The 22,679-nt window shown below is 64.9% G+C and carries 19 protein-coding genes; 8 read left to right on the top strand and 11 right to left on the bottom strand.

The features are described 5' to 3' along the window. Positions 1 to 50 precede the first annotated feature (50 nt). Complete coding sequence (locus ACKVMH_RS03780; protein ID WP_412699291.1) at positions 51 to 707, top strand: ABC-type transport auxiliary lipoprotein family protein; 657 nt, start codon at positions 51 to 53, stop codon at positions 705 to 707. Positions 708 to 919: 212 nt separating this feature from the next. Here ACKVMH_RS03780 and ACKVMH_RS03775 read toward each other — a convergent pair whose 3' ends face one another. After that, the gene (locus ACKVMH_RS03775; RefSeq protein ID WP_412699283.1) at positions 920 to 1,528 is read right to left on the bottom strand and encodes an alpha-ketoglutarate-dependent dioxygenase AlkB family protein; all 609 of its coding nucleotides are present in this window, start codon (positions 1,526 to 1,528) and stop codon (positions 920 to 922) included. 190 nt (positions 1,529 to 1,718) lie between these two features. Here ACKVMH_RS03775 and ACKVMH_RS03770 point away from each other — a divergent pair, with 190 nt between their 5' ends. Continuing rightward, on the top strand, positions 1,719 to 3,347 hold the full coding sequence (locus tag ACKVMH_RS03770) for an electron transfer flavoprotein-ubiquinone oxidoreductase (RefSeq protein ID WP_412699282.1): 1,629 nt from the start codon (positions 1,719 to 1,721) through the stop codon (positions 3,345 to 3,347). 62 nt (positions 3,348 to 3,409) lie between these two features. Here ACKVMH_RS03770 and ACKVMH_RS03765 read toward each other — a convergent pair whose 3' ends face one another. Then, positions 3,410 to 4,576 (bottom strand): nucleotide sugar dehydrogenase, encoded by a 1,167-nt coding sequence (locus tag ACKVMH_RS03765; protein WP_412699281.1) that lies wholly within the window; start codon positions 4,574 to 4,576, stop codon positions 3,410 to 3,412. An 866-nt stretch (positions 4,577 to 5,442) separates the two neighbouring features. On the opposite strand from ACKVMH_RS03765, the gene ACKVMH_RS03760 reads away from it, so the two are divergent. Next, entirely contained in the window at positions 5,443 to 6,015 is a 573-nt protein-coding gene (locus ACKVMH_RS03760; protein ID WP_412699280.1) for a hypothetical protein, read from the top strand. Here ACKVMH_RS03760 and ACKVMH_RS03755 read toward each other — a convergent pair. Beyond that, on the bottom strand, positions 5,993 to 6,622 hold the full coding sequence (locus ACKVMH_RS03755; protein ID WP_412699279.1) for an SAM-dependent methyltransferase: 630 nt from the start codon (positions 6,620 to 6,622) through the stop codon (positions 5,993 to 5,995). The genes ACKVMH_RS03760 and ACKVMH_RS03755 overlap by 23 nt on opposite strands. Positions 6,623 to 7,206: 584 nt before the next feature. On the opposite strand from ACKVMH_RS03755, the gene ACKVMH_RS03750 reads away from it, so the two are divergent. After that, entirely contained in the window at positions 7,207 to 8,256 is a 1,050-nt protein-coding gene (locus ACKVMH_RS03750; protein WP_412699278.1) for a heparinase II/III domain-containing protein, read from the top strand. 94 nt (positions 8,257 to 8,350) lie between these two features. Here ACKVMH_RS03750 and ACKVMH_RS03745 read toward each other — a convergent pair whose 3' ends face one another. The 7 genes from ACKVMH_RS03745 to ACKVMH_RS03715 form a co-directional block, all read right to left on the bottom strand. After that, positions 8,351 to 10,597, bottom strand: a complete 2,247-nt coding sequence (locus ACKVMH_RS03745) for a hypothetical protein (protein ID WP_412699277.1) — start codon at positions 10,595 to 10,597, stop codon at positions 8,351 to 8,353. Positions 10,598 to 10,629: 32 nt separating this feature from the next. Continuing rightward, positions 10,630 to 12,522 carry a sulfate adenylyltransferase subunit CysN gene (gene cysN, locus ACKVMH_RS03740; protein ID WP_412699276.1) on the bottom strand — a complete coding sequence of 631 codons (1,893 nt, stop codon included), beginning with the start codon at positions 12,520 to 12,522 and terminating at the stop codon, positions 10,630 to 10,632. Next, positions 12,522 to 13,433 (bottom strand): sulfate adenylyltransferase subunit CysD, encoded by a 912-nt coding sequence (gene cysD, locus ACKVMH_RS03735; RefSeq protein ID WP_412699275.1) that lies wholly within the window; start codon positions 13,431 to 13,433, stop codon positions 12,522 to 12,524. The genes cysN and cysD overlap by 1 nt, the downstream gene beginning before the upstream one ends. A 39-nt stretch (positions 13,434 to 13,472) precedes the next feature. After that, positions 13,473 to 15,254: an SLC13 family permease gene (locus ACKVMH_RS03730; protein WP_412699274.1), complete on the bottom strand. Its 1,782-nt coding sequence runs from the start codon at positions 15,252 to 15,254 to the stop codon at positions 13,473 to 13,475. Between the two features lie 46 nt (positions 15,255 to 15,300). After that, on the bottom strand, positions 15,301 to 15,930 hold the full coding sequence (locus tag ACKVMH_RS03725) for a CoA transferase subunit B (protein WP_412699273.1): 630 nt from the start codon (positions 15,928 to 15,930) through the stop codon (positions 15,301 to 15,303). Further along, the gene (locus ACKVMH_RS03720; protein ID WP_412699272.1) at positions 15,930 to 16,670 is read right to left on the bottom strand and encodes a CoA transferase subunit A; all 741 of its coding nucleotides are present in this window, start codon (positions 16,668 to 16,670) and stop codon (positions 15,930 to 15,932) included. The genes ACKVMH_RS03725 and ACKVMH_RS03720 overlap by 1 nt, the downstream gene beginning before the upstream one ends. A gap of 78 nt (positions 16,671 to 16,748) precedes the next feature. Next, positions 16,749 to 18,161, bottom strand: a complete 1,413-nt coding sequence (locus ACKVMH_RS03715; protein ID WP_412699271.1) for a mannose-1-phosphate guanylyltransferase/mannose-6-phosphate isomerase — start codon at positions 18,159 to 18,161, stop codon at positions 16,749 to 16,751. 144 nt (positions 18,162 to 18,305) lie between these two features. Here ACKVMH_RS03715 and ACKVMH_RS03710 point away from each other — a divergent pair, with 144 nt between their 5' ends. From ACKVMH_RS03710 to ACKVMH_RS03695, 4 genes are all read left to right on the top strand, one after another. Next, the gene (locus ACKVMH_RS03710; protein ID WP_412699270.1) at positions 18,306 to 19,058 is read left to right on the top strand and encodes an electron transfer flavoprotein subunit beta/FixA family protein; all 753 of its coding nucleotides are present in this window, start codon (positions 18,306 to 18,308) and stop codon (positions 19,056 to 19,058) included. Continuing rightward, positions 19,058 to 19,999, top strand: coding sequence for an electron transfer flavoprotein subunit alpha/FixB family protein (locus tag ACKVMH_RS03705; RefSeq protein ID WP_412699269.1), 942 nt, complete (start codon positions 19,058 to 19,060; stop codon positions 19,997 to 19,999). The genes ACKVMH_RS03710 and ACKVMH_RS03705 overlap by 1 nt, the downstream gene beginning before the upstream one ends. A gap of 13 nt (positions 20,000 to 20,012) precedes the next feature. Then, a complete protein-coding gene (gene wecB, locus ACKVMH_RS03700; RefSeq protein WP_412699268.1) occupies positions 20,013 to 21,176 on the top strand; it encodes a non-hydrolyzing UDP-N-acetylglucosamine 2-epimerase in 1,164 nt (387 codons plus the stop codon). 209 nt (positions 21,177 to 21,385) lie between these two features. Next, entirely contained in the window at positions 21,386 to 22,135 is a 750-nt protein-coding gene (locus ACKVMH_RS03695) for a sulfotransferase family 2 domain-containing protein (protein ID WP_412699267.1), read from the top strand. A gap of 50 nt (positions 22,136 to 22,185) precedes the next feature. Here the strand turns inward: ACKVMH_RS03695 and ACKVMH_RS03690 are convergent, their stop codons facing one another. Further along, entirely contained in the window at positions 22,186 to 22,668 is a 483-nt protein-coding gene (locus ACKVMH_RS03690) for a hypothetical protein (protein WP_412699266.1), read from the bottom strand. Positions 22,669 to 22,679 lie beyond the last annotated feature (11 nt).

The following is a 22,679-nucleotide window of genomic DNA, read 5'->3' as shown; positions in this document are numbered from 1 at the left end:
CCTCCGCCCACGTCCGCCATCGTCCGCACCGCGCGGCAGCGCCGGCACGCTTGCTCCCGACGCGCGCCACCGCCGTGGCCCTGCGCTGGTCGACGCTGCTCGCGGCTACCCTGCTCGCCGGCTGCTCCCTGCTGGGCGGTGGCGGGAAGGAGCGCGCCACCATCTATGCACCCGACCCGCGCGTCGAGGCGACCACTGGCTGGCCCAGCGTCGACTGGCAGCTGTCACTGTCGCGCGCCACCGCCTCGCAGATGAACGACAGCCTGCGAATCGCGGTGCGGCCCGCGCCCAACGAGCTGCAGGTGTACAAGGGCGCCGCATGGGCCAAGACGCCCTCGGACATGCTCGAGGACGCCGTGCTGCGGGCGCTGGAGGATTCCGAACGCATCCCCGCCGTCGCCCGCCAGGGCAGCGGCATCAGCGCCGACTACAAGCTGGTGCTCGACCTGCGGCGGTTCGAGTCCGACTACACCGGCGGCACCGGCGGATCCGTGCCGGCCGCGACGATCGAGGTCAACGCGAAACTGCTGCACGCCCCCGACCAGGAAGTCGTCGCGGCACGGACCTTCCTGCAGGCCGTGCCGGCCGCCAGCGTCGGCGTCGGCGACGTCGTCACCGCATTCGAGTCGGGGTTGGGCGCAGTGGCCGGCGACGTCGCCGGCTGGGTCCTCACCAGCGGCAACGCGCACGCCGCCGAGCATCCCTAGGTTCTCCGGGCAGCACGGCCCGCGGCGCTTTGCGGGACTGCGACGACTCCCCCCATGACGGGCGGGGCCATCAAGGAACGGTAGGAGCGACGTAAGTCGCGACCCACTGACGGCTGGCACCACCAGCGGTCGACGCGCTCTACGTGGCCGGAGCGCGAATTCCGTCCAATCACGACCACGCTCCGTGACCCGCATCGCGACTTACGTCGCTCCTACAAGACCCCGGGGCCGGCGGTTCGGCCAATGCTGCGAAACGTCAGGTTGATCCTTCCGCCGACCGGGCGCGCCGTACGCGGCAGCGCATGCCGGTAATTCCGCTGCGTGGCGCCCGCCATCACCAGCAGGCTGCCGGACGGAAGCTCGAGCGCGAGCTTGCGGTCCGGCTCGCGCCGGTGCTTCAGGACGAATCGCCGAGTCGCGCCCAGGCTGACCGAAGCGATCACCGGCGCCGGCCCCAGCTCGGGTTCGTCGTCGCTGTGCCAGCCCATCGCATCGCGACCATCGCGGTAAAGGTTGGCCAGCACGCTGTTGAAGCCGGTGCCGAGCTCGCGTTCGAGGCGGTCCCGCAGGCCGGACAGCGCCGCCGACCACGGGCGTGGCTCGAACCGCACCCCCGAGTACCGGTACGTCGCATCCGGATCGCCGATCCAGCAGCTCAACCGCGGGCTGTCGACCTCGCGGCCGAACAGCCGGATCCGGTGGACTTCCCACGGAATCGCCGCGCGCAACTCTGCGAACAGCGCCGCCGCCTCCCCGGCCGGCAGCCACTCCGGGTCGAACCCGAGTTCCGCACCCTCCAGCGGCAGTGGTTGCAGCGCCATGCGGCGACGCTAGCACGCCGTTTCCCCAGCTCCTGTAGGAGCGGCTTCAGCCGCGATCGTGGGACCGTCCGACCGCGTCACCGGCTCGATCGCGGCTGAAGCCGCTCCTACAACGCGCCAGCATCCCGCGCCCATTTGGCGCCCCGCCCCAAACCCGCGACAATCCACGGTCAGCAAGCAGGAGCCCGCCATGACCGACCCGACCACCGCCCCCGAGACCGAACGCGACGTGATGGAGTACGACGTCGTCATCGTCGGCGCCGGCCCGGCGGGACTGTCGGCGGCCATCCGGTTCAAACAGCTATCTGCGGAAACGACGGTCTGCGTCATCGAGAAGTCCTCGACCATCGGCGCCCATATCCTGTCGGGCGCGGTGATCGAGACCGGTCCGCTCGATGCCCTGCTGCCCGGCTGGCGCGACAACCCGCCGCCGATCTGCGTGCCGGCGACCGAGGACGAGTTCTGGCTGCTGTCGAAGGACGGCGGCCGCAAGCTGCCGGTGCCGCCGGGGATGGACAACCACGGCAACGTGATCGTCAGCCTCGGGGCGATGTGCGCCTGGCTGGCACCCCAGGCCGAGGCGCTGGGCGTGGAGATCTACCCCGGCTTCGCCGCCGACGAGACCCTGCACGACGACGCTGGCAAGGTCATCGGCGTGCGCATCGGCGACATGGGCGTGGCGAAGGACGGCTCGCACAAGCCCGGCTACACCCAGGGCATCGACATCCGCGCGAAGGTCACCGTGCTCGCCGAGGGCGCGCGTGGCCACCTGACCAAGCGGCTGGTGAAGCGGTTCGAACTCGACGCCGACAGCGACCCGCAGGGGTACTCGATCGGCATCAAGGAGCTCTGGCAGGTGCCGGAGGACCGCGTCAGCCCAGGCAAGATCGTGCACAGCTTCGGCTGGCCGGCCGACAACAGCACCTACGGCGGCAGCTTCGTCTACCACCTCGACAAGGGCCGGATCGCGCTGGGCTACGTCAGTGGCCTCGACTACAAGGACCCGCGCTACAAGCCGTGGGAGGCCTTCCAGCAGTGGAAGAACCACCCGATGGTCAAGCCGCTGCTCGAAGGCGGCGAGATCGTCTCGGCCGGCGCACGCGCGATCGTTACCGGCGGCTGGCAGTCGCTGCCCAGGGTCGAGATGCCCGGCGCGATCCTGATCGGCGACACCGCCGGCCTGCTCAACGTGCCCAAGGTGAAAGGCACGCACCAGGCGATCCGCAGCGGCATGCTCGCCGCCGAGCACCTGATCGCGACCTCGCTCGACCCCGCCGGTTTTGACGCGCGACTGCGCAGTTCCGACGCCATGGCCGAGCTGCGCAAGGTCCGCAACATCAAGCCCGGTTTCAAAAAGGGCCTGTGGCTGGGGATGCTCAACGCTGCGTGGGAAACCATCACCGGCGGCCGTTCGCCATGGACGCTCAAGAACACACCCGACTGGTGCAGCCTTGAGAAAATCGGCGAGTACGAGTCACCCGAACGCGACTACGTCGAACGCACCCTCGCCCCGCGCGACCGCCTTGCCGGCGTTTACTTCGCCGCGACCGAACACGACGAGGACCAGCCCGTCCACCTCAAGGTCGCCGACACCGACATCTGCGTGACCCGCTGCACCGAGGAATACGACAACCCCTGCACCCGCTTCTGCCCCGCCGGCGTCTACGAGATCGTCGAGGACGAAGCCGAGGGCCGGCGCCTGCAGATCAATGCCGCCAACTGCGTGCACTGCAAGACCTGCGACATCAAGGACCCGTACGAGATCATCACCTGGGTGACGCCGGAAGGCGGCTCGGGACCGAATTACCAGAACCTCTGACGCAAATGGAAAGGCCGCCCCAAGGCGGCCTTTCCAGTTCGGGATCGTCGTAACGGAAGCGGTCAGTCAGCCCCGAACAGATCGCGGCTGTAGACGATCGCGGCCACGTCCCGGATCTCGTCGGTGATGCGGTTGGCGACGATGACGTCAGCTTCGTGCTTGAAACGGGCAAGGTCGTTGACCACCCGCGACTTGTAGAACTCCGCGTCCTGCAACACCGGCTCGTACACGATCACCTCGATGCCCTTGGCCTTGATCCGCTTCATCACCCCCTGGATGCTGGAGGCGCGGAAGTTGTCGGAGCCGGCCTTCATCACAAGCCGGTAGATGCCAACAACCTTCGGATCGCGGCGGATGACTTCCTCGGCGATGAAGTCCTTGCGGGTGGTGTTGGAGTCGACAATCGCCCGCATCAGGTTCTGCGGCACGTCCCGATAGTTGGCAAGTAGCTGTTTGGTGTCCTTGGGCAGGCAATACCCGCCGTAGCCGAACGACGGGTTGTTGTAGTGGTTTCCGACCCGCGGATCGAGCCCCACGCCCTCGATGATCTGGCGCGTATCCAGCGCGTGGCGCGCGGCATAGGTGTCCAGTTCGTTGAAGAAGGCCACCCGCATCGCCAGGTAGGTGTTGGCGAAGAGCTTGATCGCCTCGGCCTCGGTCGAATCGGTGAACAACACCGGGACGTCCTGCTTGATCGCGCCCTGTTGCAACAGCTCCGCGAAGGTCTCGGCGCGCGCCGAGCGCTCGCCGACGATGATGCGCGACGGGTACAGGTTGTCATGCAGCGCCCGGCCCTCGCGCAGGAACTCGGGCGAGAAAATGATGTTGTCGACGCCGAAGCGCTGGCGCGCCTCGGCAGTGAAACCCACCGGTACCGTCGATTTGATGACCATCGTCGCCGCCGGATTGATCGCCAGTACGTCCTTGATGACGGATTCGACGGAGCTCGTGTTGAAGTGATTGGTGGCCGGGTCGTAGTCGGTCGGTGTTGCGATGACGACGAATGCCGCGCCCTCGTAAGCCTCGCGCGGGTTCAAGGTGGCGCGCAGGTGGAGCGGCTGCTCGGCCAGAAAGCGCCCGATATCGACATCTTCGACGGGCGACTCACGACCGTTTACCCGGGCGACCCTTCCTGGATCGATGTCCAGTACAACGACCTCGTCGCGCTGCGCCAGTAGCACGGCGTTGGACAGGCCGACATAGCCGGCGCCGACAATGGCGACTTTCATCGACAGGTTTCGCGAAGGCTCTATACGCTGACCTTAATGCGGCGATCCTTCATAAATGTGTCAGATCGCCAAGAGTGGCCACTGTAACTCAGGTGGTCCAAAGCCAGGCGCCTCGCTGGTTGACCGGCGGACTCTTCCCGTCCCTACCAATGTGGCGAGAGGAAGGACTGAGGCCATAAGATTTGCCTGGTATCCGACAATCTGGCCGGTCCCGGAAGCGCACCCCGTCGTTGACAGATGCCAGCACCCGCCCGGGATTGCCCCGTGCCGGCTGCACATCAGCATCAACAGGGAGCCACGTCCATGCGTAAGACAATCCTGAGCACGACCGCCACCGTCGCTTTGGCGGTCGCCTCGCTAGGGGCACCGGGCAGCGTCAATGCGGCCACTACGCGCACCAACTACGTCCATTCGACGGGGGTGTGCCAACCCTCCACACCCCTCGAGCTGGGGGGGCTACGGTTCCGTCCGCTGGGCATTTTCAACAACAGCTCACAAGCATCTACGTGTCGTGCACGCTCGAGACGGAGTTCGTCGGCGACGACGACACCACAGACATCCGGGTCTGGTTCGACAACCAAGGATCAACAGAGCAAACCGTGCAGTGCACTGCATCGGCGGTCGGCGCGGATTGGGGGCCACGTCCGTGGCGGGCGAGGTCATCCTGGCTCCGGACATTGAAGATACGATCACCTTCTCAGATTTGGATCGCGTTAGCACCTCGTACAGCGCATTCGGTATCTCATGTCTAGTTCCGCCCAAAGTGGAGATGGGCCTGATTCGAATTTTCGAAGAAGACGCGGGCGATGGCCTCTGATCGCCCGGTAGTCCGTCGAACAGGCGCAGCAGTGCTGGGGGCTGTGGCCATGATCGTCGGCTTGGCGGGCATTTACCTGTTGCCAACTGCCGGTCCGCGCGGGACGACCTCGGCTTCACGCGGATTGCCAATTGCCAGCACTGAAAACCGCGTGGCTGCACTGGAAGCTAGAGTGGAGCAGCTTTCCCTTCGCCTAGAACGGCTCTCCCGCTCGGGTTCGCCCGGGCGTGTGCCCTATGCGCTGTCCCCTGCTCCATACGAGGAGCCGGCGCCCGCCTCGGAGCATGCACACGCGCTGCGGCAAGCGGAACAGGAACTGTCCGCGCTGCTCAACGCCGAGGGCGTCGACCCGCGCTGGTCGACCGCCACAGAACAAGCCCTCCAACGCATCGGCAGATCCGACGCGATCCTCGCGATCGAGGCGCGGCCACCGGAGCGACAAATGGTCGACTGCCGCCACACCCGGTGCCGGATCGAGTTCGATTTCGCCGACCGGGCCGACGCCGAGGACTGGACGCTGGCCTACCTCACCAGCCTCGGCGGTACGTTGCCGCGCAGCCAGTACTTCGTGTCGAACACGCCCGGCGGCCGCACCCGCATCACGCTGTACGGCCAGCGCTGACCGGCGCGCCGGCGGGCCCGACGCGGGCGGATGCCCGGCCGGCGTGGCGGAAGGCGAGCATCCGCTGCGCATCCTGTGCGGCCACGCCGGAGACGTGGCCCAACGCGCCCAGTGGCCCTAGGTCGTCGACCTCCAACCCCGCCCGCCGCGCCGCCTCCGCATACGCGGGCAGCGGCCGCCACATGACCGGGAACCCCTGCCATCCGCCCGGCGCACGCTCGCCGACGTTGACGTTGGCGTACAGCACGCCGTCCGGCGCCAGGTGGCGGGCGGTGAACGCCAGCGCCTCGTCCAGGCGCGCATCGTCCATGTGGATGAGCACCGAGAACGCCCAGGCGACGTCGAAGGCATGCCCCAGCGCGAGGCCGGCCAAGCCGTCGACGGCCAGCAGCGTCGCCTCCTTGCCGGCCAGCCCGTGCTGGGCGAGCTCCGCGCGGGCTTCTGCGATGGCCTCCGCGCGCACGTCGATGCCCACGTAGCGACCCGCATCGAGGTAGCCGATCAGCGGGATGCCGCCGCGCAGCGTGCCGCAACCCAGGTCCAGCAGGCGGTGGGACGGCTGCAGGCCGCGCGCGCGCAGGAACTCGATCTGGAACCGGCGCTTCATTTGCCAAAGGGCCGGTGAGCCGACGAGTTTGTGCCTCTGTTCGGGGGTCTCGTCCATGGGTTCGCTCAGTCCGAATGCGGCGAGAGCTTACACTCGCAAACCCGATTGGACGCGCGGAAGGTCGCTTGCACAGAACGCTGGATATCCATGCCGAGCTGCGACGTCCCGTGCTGCTGGAGGGGTTGACCAGAGCGGTGCGGGAAACGCCCGCCGAGCGGCCGGTGCTCGCGTGCAGGGCCGAAGCGGGAGGCTGGCGTTACCGGCCCACGGATCCACTGCGCCCACTCTTCCAGATGCCGTCATGGGAGGTGCAGGAAGACGCCAACTGGCGTTGGCACCATCAGTCGTTGGCGCTTGTCAGCCTGTACACAGCGCTCCATCTGGACAGCGGCGATAAGCGAAGTCTCCACTTCGTCGATGAGATCGTCGCCGCATGGGCCAGCGAGTCCAACGATCCCGCTTTCACGTGGGGGGAGCACACCACGCCGTTGCGGCTTGAACGACTGGTTCGGGCATTCGGCTCCCTCTTTTCGCGACTTCCGGACGCAGCGAAGGTGCGGTGGGTGGCGCTGGTGGAGGACCACGTGGATCGCCTGCTCGGCGATGTAGCCGTCTCCCACCACAACCACGCACTCGACCAGATCTACGCACTGACCCTCGCCAAGCGCTACCTGCCGTTCCTGGATATCCCCGAGGACGTGCTGGCCGTGCGGCTGGAGGTCGAGCGCTGCCACCTGCTCTCGCGCGAGGGCGTGGTCACGGAGAACTCGCCCGGCTACCAGTCCTGGATCCCCGCGCGCATCGCCGAGTGCCAGCGCCTGCTGACGGGGGCCACCGACACCGCCCTGCCGGCGCAATCGGATGAATTCACCGCGTGGATCACGCGGCCGGACGGCACCTGGCCGGAGTTCGGCGATACCGCGCCGGGCAAGCCGGTGGAGCCGCTGCATGCAGCGCCCACGGGCCGCCGGGTGTTCACCCATGCCGGCTACGCCGTGCAACGCGATGCGGACAGCCATTTCGCCATCAAGTGCGGGTTCCTCTCGCACGCCCACCGCCATGCCGACGACGGCACATTCCTGTTGCACGCGGGCGGCGAGGACTGGTTCATCGAGGCGGGGATGTTCGGTTACGCCAGGGGCTGGGAGCGCGAGCACGCGCGCAGCCCGCAGGGCCACAACATCAGTTACCGCGCCGGCGCCAACGTCATCCGCAGCACCACCTCGCGCCGGTGGCAGCGCCGGCACACCCGTTGGGGCATGACGGAGACCGACGCCGGCGTGGCGTGCCGCAGTTTCATGTTCGACGACGCCGTGTACGAACGCCGGGTGGCGTTCCTGCCCGGACGCATCGTGCTGTACGACGCGTTCGACGCGCCCGGCACCATCCGCACCCGGTTCCACGTGCCGGCCGACAGGCACGTGCACGTCGAACCCGGCACCGTCACCCTCACCAGTGCGGCTACGGGAAACCGGCTGGTGCTGCGGCACGACCTGCCGCCGCCAGAGGTGGTGGCGGCCCACCACACCGTCGCCTACCTGCAGTACGGGCCGTGCCAAGCGGTGGAATTCGCCTGGCCGGCAACGCGCACTAGCGCGAGCTTCGCGCTTGACCTGCACATAAGACGGCAATGACCCACTTGTCGCGGCTCTAAAGTTCGCTGCAAAGTCTTATCGCTAGTTGACCCCCGCCAGAGGCAATCAACAGCCAAAGTGACTGGAGAGACCTTTAATGAAAGCCCGTCCGAGCGACTTCCGGCCGTGCAGAAGAAACAGAGATTCTTAGGCGGCCGACGCGAGAAGTCGTCTCATTGATAGCCGCCCCCCTGAGGCGCACACTCGTATAACCCTCGGCCGTCCCAGGCACTTCCTTGACTGAAATAATCTCGTAGCCATCTATAGACAGCGTCACCCGCACGCCATCTCGCATCAACCTGATTTCGTCACCGACTAGAGTTACAGACCCGTCGATTTCTAAGTTTGCATGGATAACTGAGGTGCCTGAAGTCAAGTCCACATAGTCCTCAACCTCCACTATCACTTCTGCGTCCGGTGTCTCATGACTGCGCACCCTCCAGTTTCGTCGACTGCGGTCAGAACCACTTAGAGCCACGGACGCGCTGCACGACCTGTCATCCGCTTCTGCGAGGAGTAGAGCGCCGTTAACTTTTCGAGGTTCGCAAGCGCCGGCTTCGCTGGAGAAACAGCCCGGGAGCTGGGATTGCAACTGGTCGGTCCAAGCGCCACTGTGCCTCAGGGCGGACCGGACCCGCCGTGCTTCCCCGTCAATCCGCTCCCCAACTAGAGGATGGCCGTCCAGTGCCAAATATATGGCCCCCAAGTCCCAATCCTTGTTGTGTGTCAGATGGGCACGAGTAGAGGACAGCCCTACCTGAATCCTTCCAAATGCTGTCTCAACGTCGGCTGCCGCTAGCCCAAGGTCACTTGAAAAACAACTCAAAGTTCCTGTACTTACCGGAGCCTGACGGCGATTGGGATTCAGATCCGCGAGTTGGAGGAGAGAGGCGCTACCCCCTGCCAACTTAGTCCCAGCTTCCAAGATTGGCGTCACGGCCGCGTTCTCAGTAGCGAGTACTGCGAGCATGTCCCGCCGCCAGCCGAGGCCACAGCAATCGCCGAATGGCAAGAGCATCTCTCCTGCAGGCCCCGTAACGAACGGAACAACCTCCGCCATATTCTCCAGCTGACCCTTTCCGTAAAGTTCAGAGAACGCCACTTCAAATGTTTCACCGAAGCATCTCTGTCGCATTGCGACAGCAGCCAAGGACTCCATAACGAACACTTGCATATAGCTGAATGACTCAACGTAGACGCCATCAACAAAGGAACCATTGGCGACGGTTCGGCATGAGCTCAGTAAGTTATTGGACAGCGCGCTTTCCTGACAATTGCTGCTCAGAAGCTCGGCGGCATAAGCGTTGCCAATTACGATCGCCCCATGGTTATTGGACCTTCTGACCCAGTGCGCCACATTCGCATGGTAGATGGGATCTTCAATATATGGGTAAAAAACGTCTTCAAATTTCTTACGCACGGCAATCGCGTTGCGGCCTGATTGCCAGTTGTCCGAAACAAAAGCAAAAGCCGCTGCCGCAAAGGGCATATAGCCATTGGCCCAGTTCCCCTTATCCCAATCAGCGACCCCCGCCGACACGGATGGATTAACCAGGGACTCGTCAAAGGTCCTCCAATTGGACCACTTCAGAATGTCATCCAACATAGAAGCAGCGACTCGGGGTGCTTCAGACCTTAACCGAGAGCACCCCACAGGATCTGCGGCGGAGTCGGACGCACAAGCCGCATATGCGCCCATGAAGCTTATAGATATGTGGTAAAGGCGCTTTGACAAGCCTTCCCACGCGAGCACGCCCCTCGGTGCCGCGATACTTTCAAATCTCGATCCGGGTTCCTTCAGCTCAAGTCGCCCTTCCCTATGTTGGGGATTGGCGAGGTAGACCTCAGAGTCGTGAGAGATTACTTCCACGGACTGCGGGCCAGAGGAAAGCTTGCGACAGGTCTCGCTTAGGCAAAACTCGATGCCGTCTTGACCTCGAGAAATTTCCATAGACCAAACACGGGAGGCGCTTTTGGAAGCGTCTATCGAAGCAATCTTTTCGCCCGTAAACTTGAGCGAGAGACCCTCGCCAGCCCTTTGCACCAAGTCCGCCACCTTGAGACCATCCAAGTAGACGGCCGCTACGCTACCGGACGCAGCCTCTGGCACGCCAATCTCCATGTAGGCACGACTCGCGCTATGAAACTTCAAGCTTTCATAAGCGCGAGCCTTGCGGCCAGGATTGGGCATTACGAGCCAATCAAGGCGCGTGGTATGGCCATGATAATCAACACGCGAGCGGCCATAGAAGTCATCAATGTTGGCCAGAGCCTCATTGAGCGCTCCACGCGCCACAGCGTCTTTGGCCTGCACACAGAGTGGATTTGCTGAAAACAGCACGACAAAAAAAAGTGCGACTAACCGCAAATACATTAAAAATCTCTCATGATTATTGACACTACGGAGTCCGCTAGATCCGATGCCTCCACTCTTCCCGCTTCCAGCGTGAGATCGGCAGCGAGGGGCGCTTCATAAGGAGAATCGATGCCCGTGAAGTTGCTGAGCTTGCCCGCGCGGGCCTTGGCGTAGAGGCCCTTGACGTCGCGCTGCTCGGCCACTTCCAGCGGCGTGTCGACGAACACTTCCAGGAACTCGCCGTCCTCGAACATCTCCCGCGCCATGCGCCGCTCGGCGCGGAACGGGGAGATGAAGCTGACCAGCACGATGAGGCCGGCATCGACCATCAGCCGGGCCACCTCCGCAACGCGGCGGATGTTCTCCACGCGGTCCTCGTCGGTGAACCCCAGGTCCTTGTTGAGGCCATGGCGGACGTTGTCGCCGTCGAGGATGTAGGTGTGGTGGCCCTGGGCCAGCAGCTTCTTCTCCACCAGGTTGGCGATGGTGGACTTGCCCGAGCCCGACAGGCCGGTGAACCACACGCAGCGCGGGGTCTGGTGCTTGATGCGCGCGCGCGCGCCCTTGTCCACGTCCACGTGTTGCCAGTGGATGTTGCCCGAGCGACGCAGCGCGAAGTCAATTGTGCCAGCGGCGACAGTTCCGTTGCTCTGGCGATCGATCAGAATGAAGGCGCCAAGGTCACGGTTCTCGTCGTACTGCTCAAACGGCACGGGCTGGTCAAGGTAAAGGTTAATCTGGGCAACTTCGTTCAACTCCAGATGCTTGGCCGCCAACTCTTCTTGAGTGTTAACGTCGACCTTGTGCTTGATCTCTGTGACTTGAGCGCCGACGGTGCGGCTGCCGATTTTCATCCAGTAAGGGCGACCTGGTAACAAAGGTTGCTCGCCGAGCCAGAGCACGTGCGCGGCAAACTGGTCGGCAACCTCAGCCGGATTTGAAGCGGCGACAATCACGTCCCCGCGGCTCGCGTCGATTTCATCGGTCAGGGTCAGGGTGATCGCTTGGCCTTGGACCGCGCGGTCGAGGTCACCATCGGCGGTGACGATCGCTTTGACCTTGGAACGCTGGCCGGCCGGCAATACGGCGATGTCGTCGCCAACGGTCACTGCGCCGGCCACGAGGGTGCCGGCGAAGCCACGGAAATTCTGGTTCGGCCGGCACACCCACTGTACTGGGAGGCGGAAGCCGCGGGTGCCCGTCTCGCGGGCCACTTCTACGGTCTCAAGGTGCTCCAGAAGCGCCGGCCCGTCGTACCACGGAGTTGCATCGGACTTTCCCAGCATGTTGTCGCCCCGCAGGGCCGATAACGGGATAGCAGTGACGTTCGGGATGCCAAGCTGGTCCGCCAGCGCCACGTAGCCGGCGACGATGTCGTCAAAGACTTTTCGGTCATAGTCGACGACGTCCATCTTGTTCACCGCCAACACAACGTGGCGGATCCCCAGCAACGACAGGATGTAGCTGTGGCGGCGGGTCTGGGTCAACAGACCCTTGCGCGCGTCGACGAGCACGATGGCAAGGTCGGCAGTCGAGGCGCCGGTCGCCATATTGCGGGTGTACTGCTCATGCCCGGGACAGTCGGCGACAATGAATTTACGCCGATCAGTCCCGAAGAAGCGGTAGGCGACGTCGATGGTGATGCCCTGCTCGCGCTCGGCAGCCAGACCGTCCACCAGCAGTGCGAAATCGATCTCACCGTTCTGGGTGCCGTGCCGCTTGCTGTCGGCCTCCAGCGCGGCCAGCTGGTCGTCCAACAACAGCTTGGTGTCGTGCAACAGGCGGCCGATCAGGGTGCTCTTGCCGTCATCCACGCTGCCGCAGGTGATAAAGCGCAGCAGGCTCTTCGTCTCATGTTGCTGCAGGTAGGCGGCAACCGCCGCGCGGGCGTTCGTGGTCATGTGGTTCATCAGAAGTAGCCCTCCTGCTTCTTTTTCTCCATGGATGCCGTCGGGTCATGGTCGATCACGCGACCCTGACGCTCGGACGTCGTCGAGATCAGCATCTCGGCGATGATTGCCTCGAGCGTCTCTGCCTCGGACTCGATCGCGCCTGTCAACGGGTAGCAGCCGAGGGTGCGGAAGCGGACCTTCCTCATCTGTGGTTTCTCACCGGCGCGCAGGGGGAGACGGTCGTCGTCGACCATGATCAGTGCGCCGTTGCGTTCGACCACCGGGCGCGGCTTGGCGAAATACAGAGACGGCACCGGAATGTTCTCGCGGAAGATGTAGAGCCAGACGTCCAACTCCGTCCAGTTTGAGATCGGGAACACGCGTACCGACTCGCCCTTGTGGATGCGAGTGTTGTACAAGCTCCAGAGTTCTGGACGCTGGTTCTTCGGATCCCAGCGATGTTGCTCGTTACGGAAGCTGAAGATGCGTTCCTTGGCGCGAGATTTTTCCTCATCGCGGCGGGCACCGCCGACGGCGGCATCGAAGCCCCATTTGTCCAACGCCTGCTTCAGCGCTTGGGTCTTCATAACGTCGGTATGCACCGTGGCACCGTGGCTAACCGGGCCGATGCCCTGTGAAAGGCCATCCGGGTTGGTATGGGTGCGCAGCTCGACGCCGGTTTCCTTCGCGCGGCGGTCACGAAAGGCGATCATCTCGCCGAACTTCCACGTGGTGTCCACATGCAACAGTGGAATCGGCGGCCGTGCAGGGTAGAACGCCTTGACCAGAAGGTGCAGCAACACCGAGCTGTCCTTGCCGACGGAATACATCATCACCGGGTTCTGGAATTCCGATGCCACCTCGCGGAGGATGTGTATGCTTTCGGCTTCGAGGCGGTCGAGGTGGGATAGCGTGTGCGTGTCCAGCATGGAGTGCTTCATTCCTGGCGGGAGGGGGGGGGGCAAGCGTCAAAACGGCCACAGGCGGGAGATCGCCCACAATACCGCGGTTCCGACACAGATTGAGAGCGGGAGGCCGACGCGGATGTAGTCGGTAAACCGGTAGCCACCGGGACCGTAGATCATCAGATTGGTCTGGTAGCCGATGGGAGTAATGAAACCGGCCGAGGCCCCCATCATGACCGCCATGATGAACGGCATCGGATCCGTGCCGAGCTGCCCGGCGGCGGCAAGTCCTATGGGAAACATCAACACGGCGGCAGCGTTGTTGGTCAACATCTCGGTGGCGACGACGGTCGTGATATAGACCAGAATCAGCGTGGTGAGTGGGTCCGCCGCGGACCATTGCCCTAGGGCGCTCGCCACAACGGTTGCCACGCCGCTGCGGTCCAGCGCAGCGCCCAAAGCAAAAGAAGAGCCGATCACCACCAGCAGACGGAGGTCCAGGCTGCGGCGCAGCTCCACGAGACTCACGCAACGGGCTAGCACGACCGCTACCGCTGCCGCGGTGGCGGACAACAGGATGTCCACGCCCAACAACGTATTAGCCACCACCATGAGCCCGAGCGCGCCCAGCACGCCCCAAGCCTTGCGGCGGTCCACGGCACCCGATCCATCTATCTCGTTGACCAGAAGGAAATCGGCCGAACCGCCATACCTTGCAAGGAACGCTGAGTCGGTCTCGACCAGCAGCGTGTCGCCCGCCTGCAGTTCCACCTCGCCGGGCTTCCCGTGCAGTCGTTGCCCACGGCGGGCAATCGCGATCACTGCTGCGTTGTAATGGCTCCGGAAGGCGGCAGCCACCAAGGTGCGCCCTATGGCGGGATGGAATGCCGACAGAACCACTTCCACGAGAGTGCGCTGTCCATCGCCGTGTTCGATCTTGAAGACCTGGTCTGTCGCCGGGCGTATACCTTCGAGCAGGTGCAGCTCACGGATGGCGTGGGTTCCGCAGACGAACACAAGTCGATCGCCTCCCTCCAGCTTCATCCCCGGTGCGACCGCCGGATGCACGTCATTTCCCCGAATCAACTCCAACAGGAACGAATCCTCAAGGTGGCGCAGCCCCGCCTCGCCGATGGTTAGACCGGCGACGGGGCCTTGCGGCTCGACAAGCATCTCCACGGTATATTCGCGCGCATCTGCTCGTGCTTGTTGGAAGGCGGAGCGCCGGTCAGGCAGAAGCCATCGCCCGATAGTCAGCAGGTAGGCCAGGCCAACCGCAGCCGCGACGATACCAACACCAAGGGGGGTGAACATGTTCATAGGCGGCAGGCCCGCCTGCAGCACAAGACCGGCCACGATCAGGTTGGTGCTCGTGCCCAAGAGCGTGCACATGCCGCCAAGAATCGTGGCGTAGTTCATCGGCAGGAGTAGGCGCGACGGCGGCAGCCCGGTGCGTCTGCTCCAGTGCTCCACTGCAGAGGTCATCATTGCGACGATCGGGGTATTGTTGATGAACGCGCTGAGGGGCGCTGCGAGCCCGATCGTCCGTGCCTGCGCATGGAGCAATCCGCGCGGGCGACCAAGGACCCAGTTGCCTATCCAGCGGATGGCGCCCGTGGTTTTAAGCGCGGCCACCAAAACAAACAGCACGGCCACGGTGAGCACGCCCTTGTTCCAGAAGCCCGCCAAGGCTTCCGCCGGACTCAGGACACCGCTTGCCATAAGCACCAGCGCCGCGCTGGCAAGGATCTTGTCTGGCGTGAAGCGCTCCCACAGCAGCAGCCCAAGCGTGGCGGCGATGACTGCAACGGTCAGCCAGCCTTGCCAGCCGATTGCCTCGACCATGTATCACGCACTAGACAGAAAAGAGCAGCATTCTACATCTTCGGAATCAGCCGACGAATCTCACGCCCGTCTGAGCGTGAATTTCTGCTTCTGTCACAGCGGATGCGAGTTCCACCAGCACCAAACCTTCCGCAGTCACGTCCATCACCCCCAGGTCGGTGATGATCCGGCTGACCACGCCGACGCCGGTCAGCGGCAGCGTGCATTCGGGCAGGATCTTGGAATCGCCGGTCTTGGTGGTGTGCTCCATCAGCACGACCACACGCTTGACGCCCGCGACCAGGTCCATCGCCCCGCCCATGCCCTTGACCATCTTCCCGGGCACCATCCAGTTGGCCAGGTCGCCCTTGTCGGTAACTTCCATCGCGCCGAGGATCGCCAGGTCGATGTGGCCGCCGCGGATCATGGCGAAGGAATCATGGCTGCCGAAATAGCTGGCCCCCGCGCGCGCGGTCACCGTCTGCTTGCCGGCGTTGATCAGGTCGGCATCGAGCTCCTCCTCGGTCGGGAACGGGCCGATGCCCAGCAGGCCATTCTCCGACTGCAGCCAGACGTCTACGCCGTCAGGGATGTAGTTCGCCACCAGCGTGGGCAGGCCGATGCCGAGATTGACGTAGGCACCGTCGGTGAGTTCCTGCGCGGCGCGCTGCGCCATCTGCTCGCGGGTCCAGGCCATTACTTGCTCCTCACGGTGCGTTGTTCGATGCGCTTCTCGGGGCTCGGGTTGTGCACGATGCGGTCGACGTAGATGCCGGGCAGGTGCACGTGGTCCGGATCGACCTCGCCGACCTCGACGACCTCTTCGACCTCGGCGATGCAGACCTTGCCCGCCATCGCGCAGGCCGGGTTGAAGTTGCGCGCAGTCTTGCGGAACACCAGGTTGCCGGCCTTGTCGGCCTTCCACGCCTTGACCAGTGCCACGTCGGCGACCAGCGCGGTTTCCATCACGTAGTGCTTGCCGTCGAACTCGCGGGTTTCCTTGCCCTCGGCCACGACCGTGCCGTAGCCGGTCGCGGTAAAGAACGCGGGGATCCCTGCACCGCCGGCACGCAGCCGCTCGGCCAACGTCCCCTGCGGGTTGAACTCGAGCTCAAGCTCGCCCGCAAGGAACTGGCGCTCGAACTCCTTGTTCTCTCCGACATAGGACGAAATCATCTTGCGGATCTGCCGGGTGCCCAGCAGCAGGCCGAGGCCGAAGCCATCTACGCCGGCGTTGTTCGAAATCGCGGTCAGCCCCTTCACGCCCGAGTCGCGCAGTGCCTCAATGAGCGCCTCTGGAATGCCACACAGGCCGAAACCACCGACCGCAAGGGTCTGGTCGTCCGCGACGACGCCGTCCAGCGCCGCCTTCGCATCGGGGTAGAGCTTGCTCTTGGCGCCACCGGCTGACGGCGGCGCAACAGTGGCCTGGGCCATGTCGGACAACTCCTGAACGGGATCGCCCAAGTCTAGCCCGTGGAGCTGGCCGGACCGAAGCGTACGTTCGGGCAATGGCTAGGAGCGACCGTAAACATCCTCGAGCCTGACAATATCGTCCTCGCCGAGGTAACTGCCGGACTGCACTTCGATCAGTTCGACCGGCGCCGTGCCGCGGTTGCGCAACCGGTGGACGCTGCCCAGCGGAATGAAGGTGCTCTCGTTTTCATGCAGGTCGAACACGCGGTCGTCGCAGGTGACCTCGGCCACGCCGGACACGACCACCCAATGTTCGGCCCGTTTGTGGTGCTTCTGCAGGCTGAGCGCGGCACCGGGCTTGACTGTGATGCGCTTGACCTGGAAGCGCTCGCCGACGCCGATCGAGTCGTAGCTTCCCCATGGTCGATGCACCTTGCGGTGCGACAGGTGTTCGGTGCGGCCATCGGCTTTTAGCCGATCCACCACCGCCTTGACCTCCTGCACCCGGTCCTTGCGTGCGACAAGCGTGGCGTCGGGCGTGTCGATGATGACCAGGTCGTCCACCCCTACCGTCGCCACCAGCCGGTGTTCGGCGGCCCGGACAAAGCTGCCCCGGGTGTCGACGGCGATCACGTCGCCCTCGGTGCGGTTGTCGGCCGCGTCACGTTCGGCCACCGACCACAGCGACGACCACGAGCCGATATCGCTCCAACCGCAACTGACCGGCACCACCGCGGCGCGGTCGGTCTTCTCCATCACCGCGTAGTCGATCGAGTCGCTGGGGCTGGCGGCAAATGCATCGGCGTCGACCCGTATGAAGTCCAGATCCGCACCGGCGCCGGCGTATGCCTCCTGCGCGGCCTGCAGGATGGCTGGCGCGTGGATGCCGAGCTCCTCCAGGTAACGCTTGGCACTGAACAGGAACATGCCGGAATTCCATGAGTACCCGCCGTCGGCAAGGTATTGCTCAGCAGTGGCGCGTTCGGGTTTTTCGACGAACCGTTCGATCCGGAACCCGCCGTCGCCCAGCGGCTCGCCACGCCGGATATAGCCATAACCCGTCTCCGCATAGTCCGGAGTAATGCCGAACGCGACCAGCCAGTCATTTCCGGCCAGCTCGGCGGCCTGCTCCACCGCGGCGCGAAAGGCCGCTTCGTCCTCGATAAGGTGGTCGGCCGGCATGACGAGGAGCACGGCGTCCGGGTCTGTTGCCACCGCATGGAGCGCCGCGAGCCCGATCGCCGGCGCGGTATTGCGAGCCACCGGTTCAAGCACGATGCCGCCGCTGCCGACGCCGATCGCCTGCAGTTGCTCGCCGACGGTGAAACGGTGGGCATCGCTACAGACCGTTATCGGCGGCTGCACGTCGGGTAGCCCGAGCGCGCGCAGCACCGTCTCCTGGTACAGCGAGCGCTCGCCCATCAAGGCCAGGAACTGCTTCGGCCGGTCCTGCCGCGACAACGGCCACAGCCGGGTCCCGCTGCCACCACTGAGCACCACCGGATGCAGCATCGTCCACTCCTCGTTGCGGGTGGGGCAAGGATACCCGGCACCCACCCTACCCTGCGCCACCGTCGGGTGTCGGCTAGAATGACCGACCGAAATTCGATGCGCGGCGGCCCCGTCCGTCGCCCCCCTGCAAGGACCCCGCAACTGATGAAGATCCTCGTCGGATACAAGCGCGTGGTGGACTACAACGTCCGCATCCAGGTCAAGCCGGATGGTTCCGGCGTGGTCACCGATGGCGTCAAGCTGTCGGCCAACCCGTTCGACGAGATCGCGCTGGAAGAGGCCCTGCGCTTGCGCGACAAGGGCATCGCCACCGAGGTGGTCGTCGCCACGATCGCGCCCGCCGATGCCCAGGCGCACCTGCGCAATGGCTTGGCGATGGGTGCCAATCGCGCCGTTCACGTCGTCACCGAGGCGGGCCAGGACATCCAGCCGCTGACGGCCGCGCGTACCTTTCTCAAGCTGATCGAGAAGGAGCAGCCGGACCTGGTGATCCTGGGCAAGCAGGCCATTGACGACGACGCAAACCAGACCGGCCAGATGCTGGCGACGATCTGGGGCCGCCCGCAGGCGACCTTTGCGTCCAAGCTCGAGGTTGCCGACGGCAAGGCCACCGTCACCCGCGAGGTCGACGCCGGCCTTGAGACGCTGGAAGTCGACCTGCCGGCCGTGGTCACCTCCGACCTGCGCCTCAACGAGCCCCGCTTCATCAAGCTGCCCGACATCATGAAGGCCAAGAGCAAGCCGCTGGAAGCGATCCCGTTTGCCGACCTCGGCGTGGAGGCCGGCCAAGGCCTTAAGACCACCGCCTACGCACCGCCGCCCAAGCGCAGCAAGGGCGTGATGGTGAAGGACGCGGCCGAACTGGTCGCCGCACTCAAGCAGAAGGGGCTCCTCTGATGTCCAAGGTCCTGATCGTCGCCGAGCACCTCGACGGCAAGCTCAATGCCTCCACCGCCAAGTGCGTGACCGCCGCGCAGGCGCTGTCGCCGGAAGCCATCGACATCGTCGTGCTGGCTGCCGACCCGGCCGCCGTTGCCGCCGAGGCCGCGCAGATCGATGGCGTCGCCCGCGTGCTGACCGTCACCAATGAAGCCAACGCGCGGGCCGTGGCCCAGGTCCTCGCACCGCAAGTGGCTAAGCTCGCCGACGGCTACAGCCACGTGTTCGGCCCCTCCACCACCTTCGGCAAGGACCTGATGCCGTGCGTAGCCGCCCTGCTGGGCGTGCCGCAGGTGAGCGACGTGATGTCGGTCGAAGGCAGCCATACCTTCAAGCGCCCGATCTATGCCGGCAACGCCATCATCACCGTCGAAGCACCTACCGACAGCACCGTGATCGCCACTGTGCGTACGGCGTCGTGGTCGGAGGCCGGCAAGGGTGGCAGCGCGCCGGTGGAAGCCTCGGATGTGCAGGCCGAGCTGCCGACCCACAGTCGTTTCATCGGCCTCGCCGCGGGCTCGTCCGACCGCCCCGACCTGCAGAGCGCCAAGCGCGTGGTGTCCGGCGGCCGCGGCGTCGGCTCGGCCGAGAACTTCAAGATCATCTACGACTTCGCCGACAGGATTGGTGCGGCCGTAGGCGCTTCCCGCGCCGCGGTGGACGCGGGCTACGTGCCCAACGAGATGCAGGTCGGCCAGACCGGCAAGATCATCGCGCCGGAGCTCTACATCGCCGTTGCTATCTCCGGCGCCATCCAGCACCTGACGGGCATCAAGGATGCCGGCACGATCGTCGCCATCAACAAGGACGCAAACTCGGCCATTTTCGAGATCGCCGACATCGGCCTGGTCGGCGACCTGTTCAAGGTGCTGCCGGAGCTCGAGCAGGCGCTGGGCTGAGCGGGGGCACATCGTGAACAAGAAGGTGATGGTGGTCTTCGGGACCCGACCCGAAGCCATCAAGATGGCGCCGGTGGTCTCCGCGCTGAAGGCCGCACCCGGGATCGACACCCTGGTCGCGGTTACGGCCCAGCACCGGCAGATGCTCGACCAGGTCCTGGACCTGTTCGGGATCGTCCCGGACGACGACCTGGACGTCATGGAACCGGGCCAGACGCTGCCGGGTGCCTTCAGCAAGATCCTGCTGGGCATGGGGCGCGTGCTGGAAGCCCGCCGTCCCGACCTGGTGCTGGTGCACGGCGACACCAGCACGACCCTTGCTGCCGCACTGGCGGCGTTCTACGCCAAGGTGCCCGTCGGGCACGTCGAGGCGGGGTTGCGCACGGGGGACATGCAGGCGCCGTGGCCCGAAGAGGCCAATCGCCGGCTCACGGCGCCGCTGACGCGGCTCCACTTCGCCCCGACGAAACGCTCCCGCGACAACCTGCTGGCCGAAGGCATCGCCTCCGACGACGTGCACGTGACCGGCAATACGGTGATCGATGCGCTGCTCTCGGTGGCAGACCGGATCGCGTCCGACACCGACCTTGAACGGTCACTGGCCGCGCGCTTCCCGTTCCTGGACGGGAGCAAGCGCCTGGTGCTGGTGACCGGGCACCGGCGCGAGAATTTCGGCGGCGGATTCGAACAGATGTGCGCCGCGCTTGCCGACCTGGCCGACCGCGGTGACGTGCAGGTGGTCTATCCCGTGCACCTGAATCCCAACGTGCAGGAGCCGGTCCGCAGGATCCTGGGCAGCCGGCCCGGGGTGGTGCTGGTGGAGCCGCAGGAGTACCTGCCGTTCGTCTACCTGATGACCCGCGCGCACCTGATCCTGACCGACTCCGGCGGCGTGCAGGAAGAAGCCCCCTCGCTGGGCAAGCCGGTGCTGGTGATGCGCGACACGACGGAGCGGCCCGAGGCGGTGGATGCCGGGACGGTCCGACTCGTCGGCACCGACCGCCAGCGCATCGTCGCGGAAGCCACGCGCCTGCTGGACGATGCGGACGCCTACGAAACGATGTCGAGGGCCCACAACCCCTACGGCGACGGCCGGGCAGCGGCACGGATTGCCGCCGTGGTGACGCACGCAGGCGGTGTCCGTGAAAACCCGCCCCCGGAGAACGGGCAACGCTAGTTCCCGGCGCCGACGCCTGCTGCGCGTCGGTCAGCGCCAGACCCGTGGCGGCCTGTGCCTATCGGGAAGAAGGCCGCCGCACGTGCCGGCAGGGCAGCGCGCGACGTAGATGGCGCGGCGCGCCCCATCACCGGTTCCGCCCCCCCGGGGACCGGGCCCGGGCTGCCCGCGCCCTATATACTTGAACGATTCTCTTCCCGGAAATCGCAATGGCCCTGTACGACCCCGCCTCGATCAAGCATCGCAAGAAGCTGCTGGATTTCGAGAACAACACCAATATCTCGCTGCGGAACCGCTACGTGTATTTCGCGGTCGACAAGGTCGCCAACAGCTCGATCAAGAACAGCCTGTTCGACATCGAGTACGCGCCGGTCGGGAAGAAGACGGTGACGCTCTACGACAAGCGCAGTTCACCCCTGCTGTCTCCGTACCAGTTGCCGCCGGACCTGCTCCGCGAGGTCCTCAACAGCGGCAACTACTTCCGCTTCGCCTTCGTCCGCAACCCGTACTCCCGCCTGCTGTCGTGCTACCTGGACCGCATCCTGACCGCTTCGAGCAAGCCGCGACGCCAGCTCAACGCCTACCTCAAGGGGCGGGGCGAGCCCACCGAGGACGTGACCTTCGAATCCTTCATCCGGGCGATCTGCGCGCAGGGATCCAATACGCAGAATTCCCATTGGCGCGTCCAGGCCGACGACATCCTGTTCGGCGACGTCGAATTCGACTTCATCGGCAAGTTCGAGCGGCTCTGGCAGGACATGGCCGTCGTCAGCAGCCGGATCTGGGGCGAGTTGCGACCCGAGATGGCCAACAAGGACGTCAACAAGTCGCCCCGGGCCACCAATGCCGGGGGCAAGTTGCGCGAGTTCTACACGCCTGAACTGGCGGCGCTGGTCGCCGACCGCTTCGCGGCCGACTTCGATGCCTTCGAGTACGAGCGGGACATCTTAAGCTATTGAGGGTTGCTCCTCTAAAGCTGAGGGCCGCAGAAAGCGGCCCTCTTGAGATGCTAGTTCGGGATGTAGCTAAGACTAATCTGACCAACCGATGAGTCAGCAATGCGGTCACGGAAGTACTTTTTATTGCGGATCTTTGTCGAAACCCGCCTTCCGTCCTCGGCTACGTAAGCGACGCGTATGCCTCCGGGAACTGACTGCACGTCTCCGCGCTCAAAGCCGGCCCCCGCAAGCGCGTCGGCAAGTTGCGCGTCAATCTCCTGGATGGTTCCCTCAGTAAAGTCAATCGCAAATACCTCGGCTCGCCCCCCGCCCTTCTGGCGCACCTGGCGCTGGTTGGTCACCTCGTGGGGGAATGCCAGGGCCAGGCCCGACAGGAACTGGTCGGCCGGCACGGCCGGCGTGGCGGGCGCGGCCGCATCGGCCGGGGCCTGGGTGTCGGCTGCCTGCGGCGTGGTGTCGGCGGCGGGCTGCTTCTCGCATGCCACGAGGGCGAACGCCATGAGGACAACAGCTGCGGAACGGATCAAGATCATGGTGGACTCTT

The sequence above is a fragment of the Lysobacter zhanggongensis genome (assembly GCF_046638635.1).
Lineage (GTDB): Bacteria > Pseudomonadota > Gammaproteobacteria > Xanthomonadales > Xanthomonadaceae > Novilysobacter > Novilysobacter luteus.
This window is presented reverse-complemented; position numbering and strand designations above follow the sequence as displayed.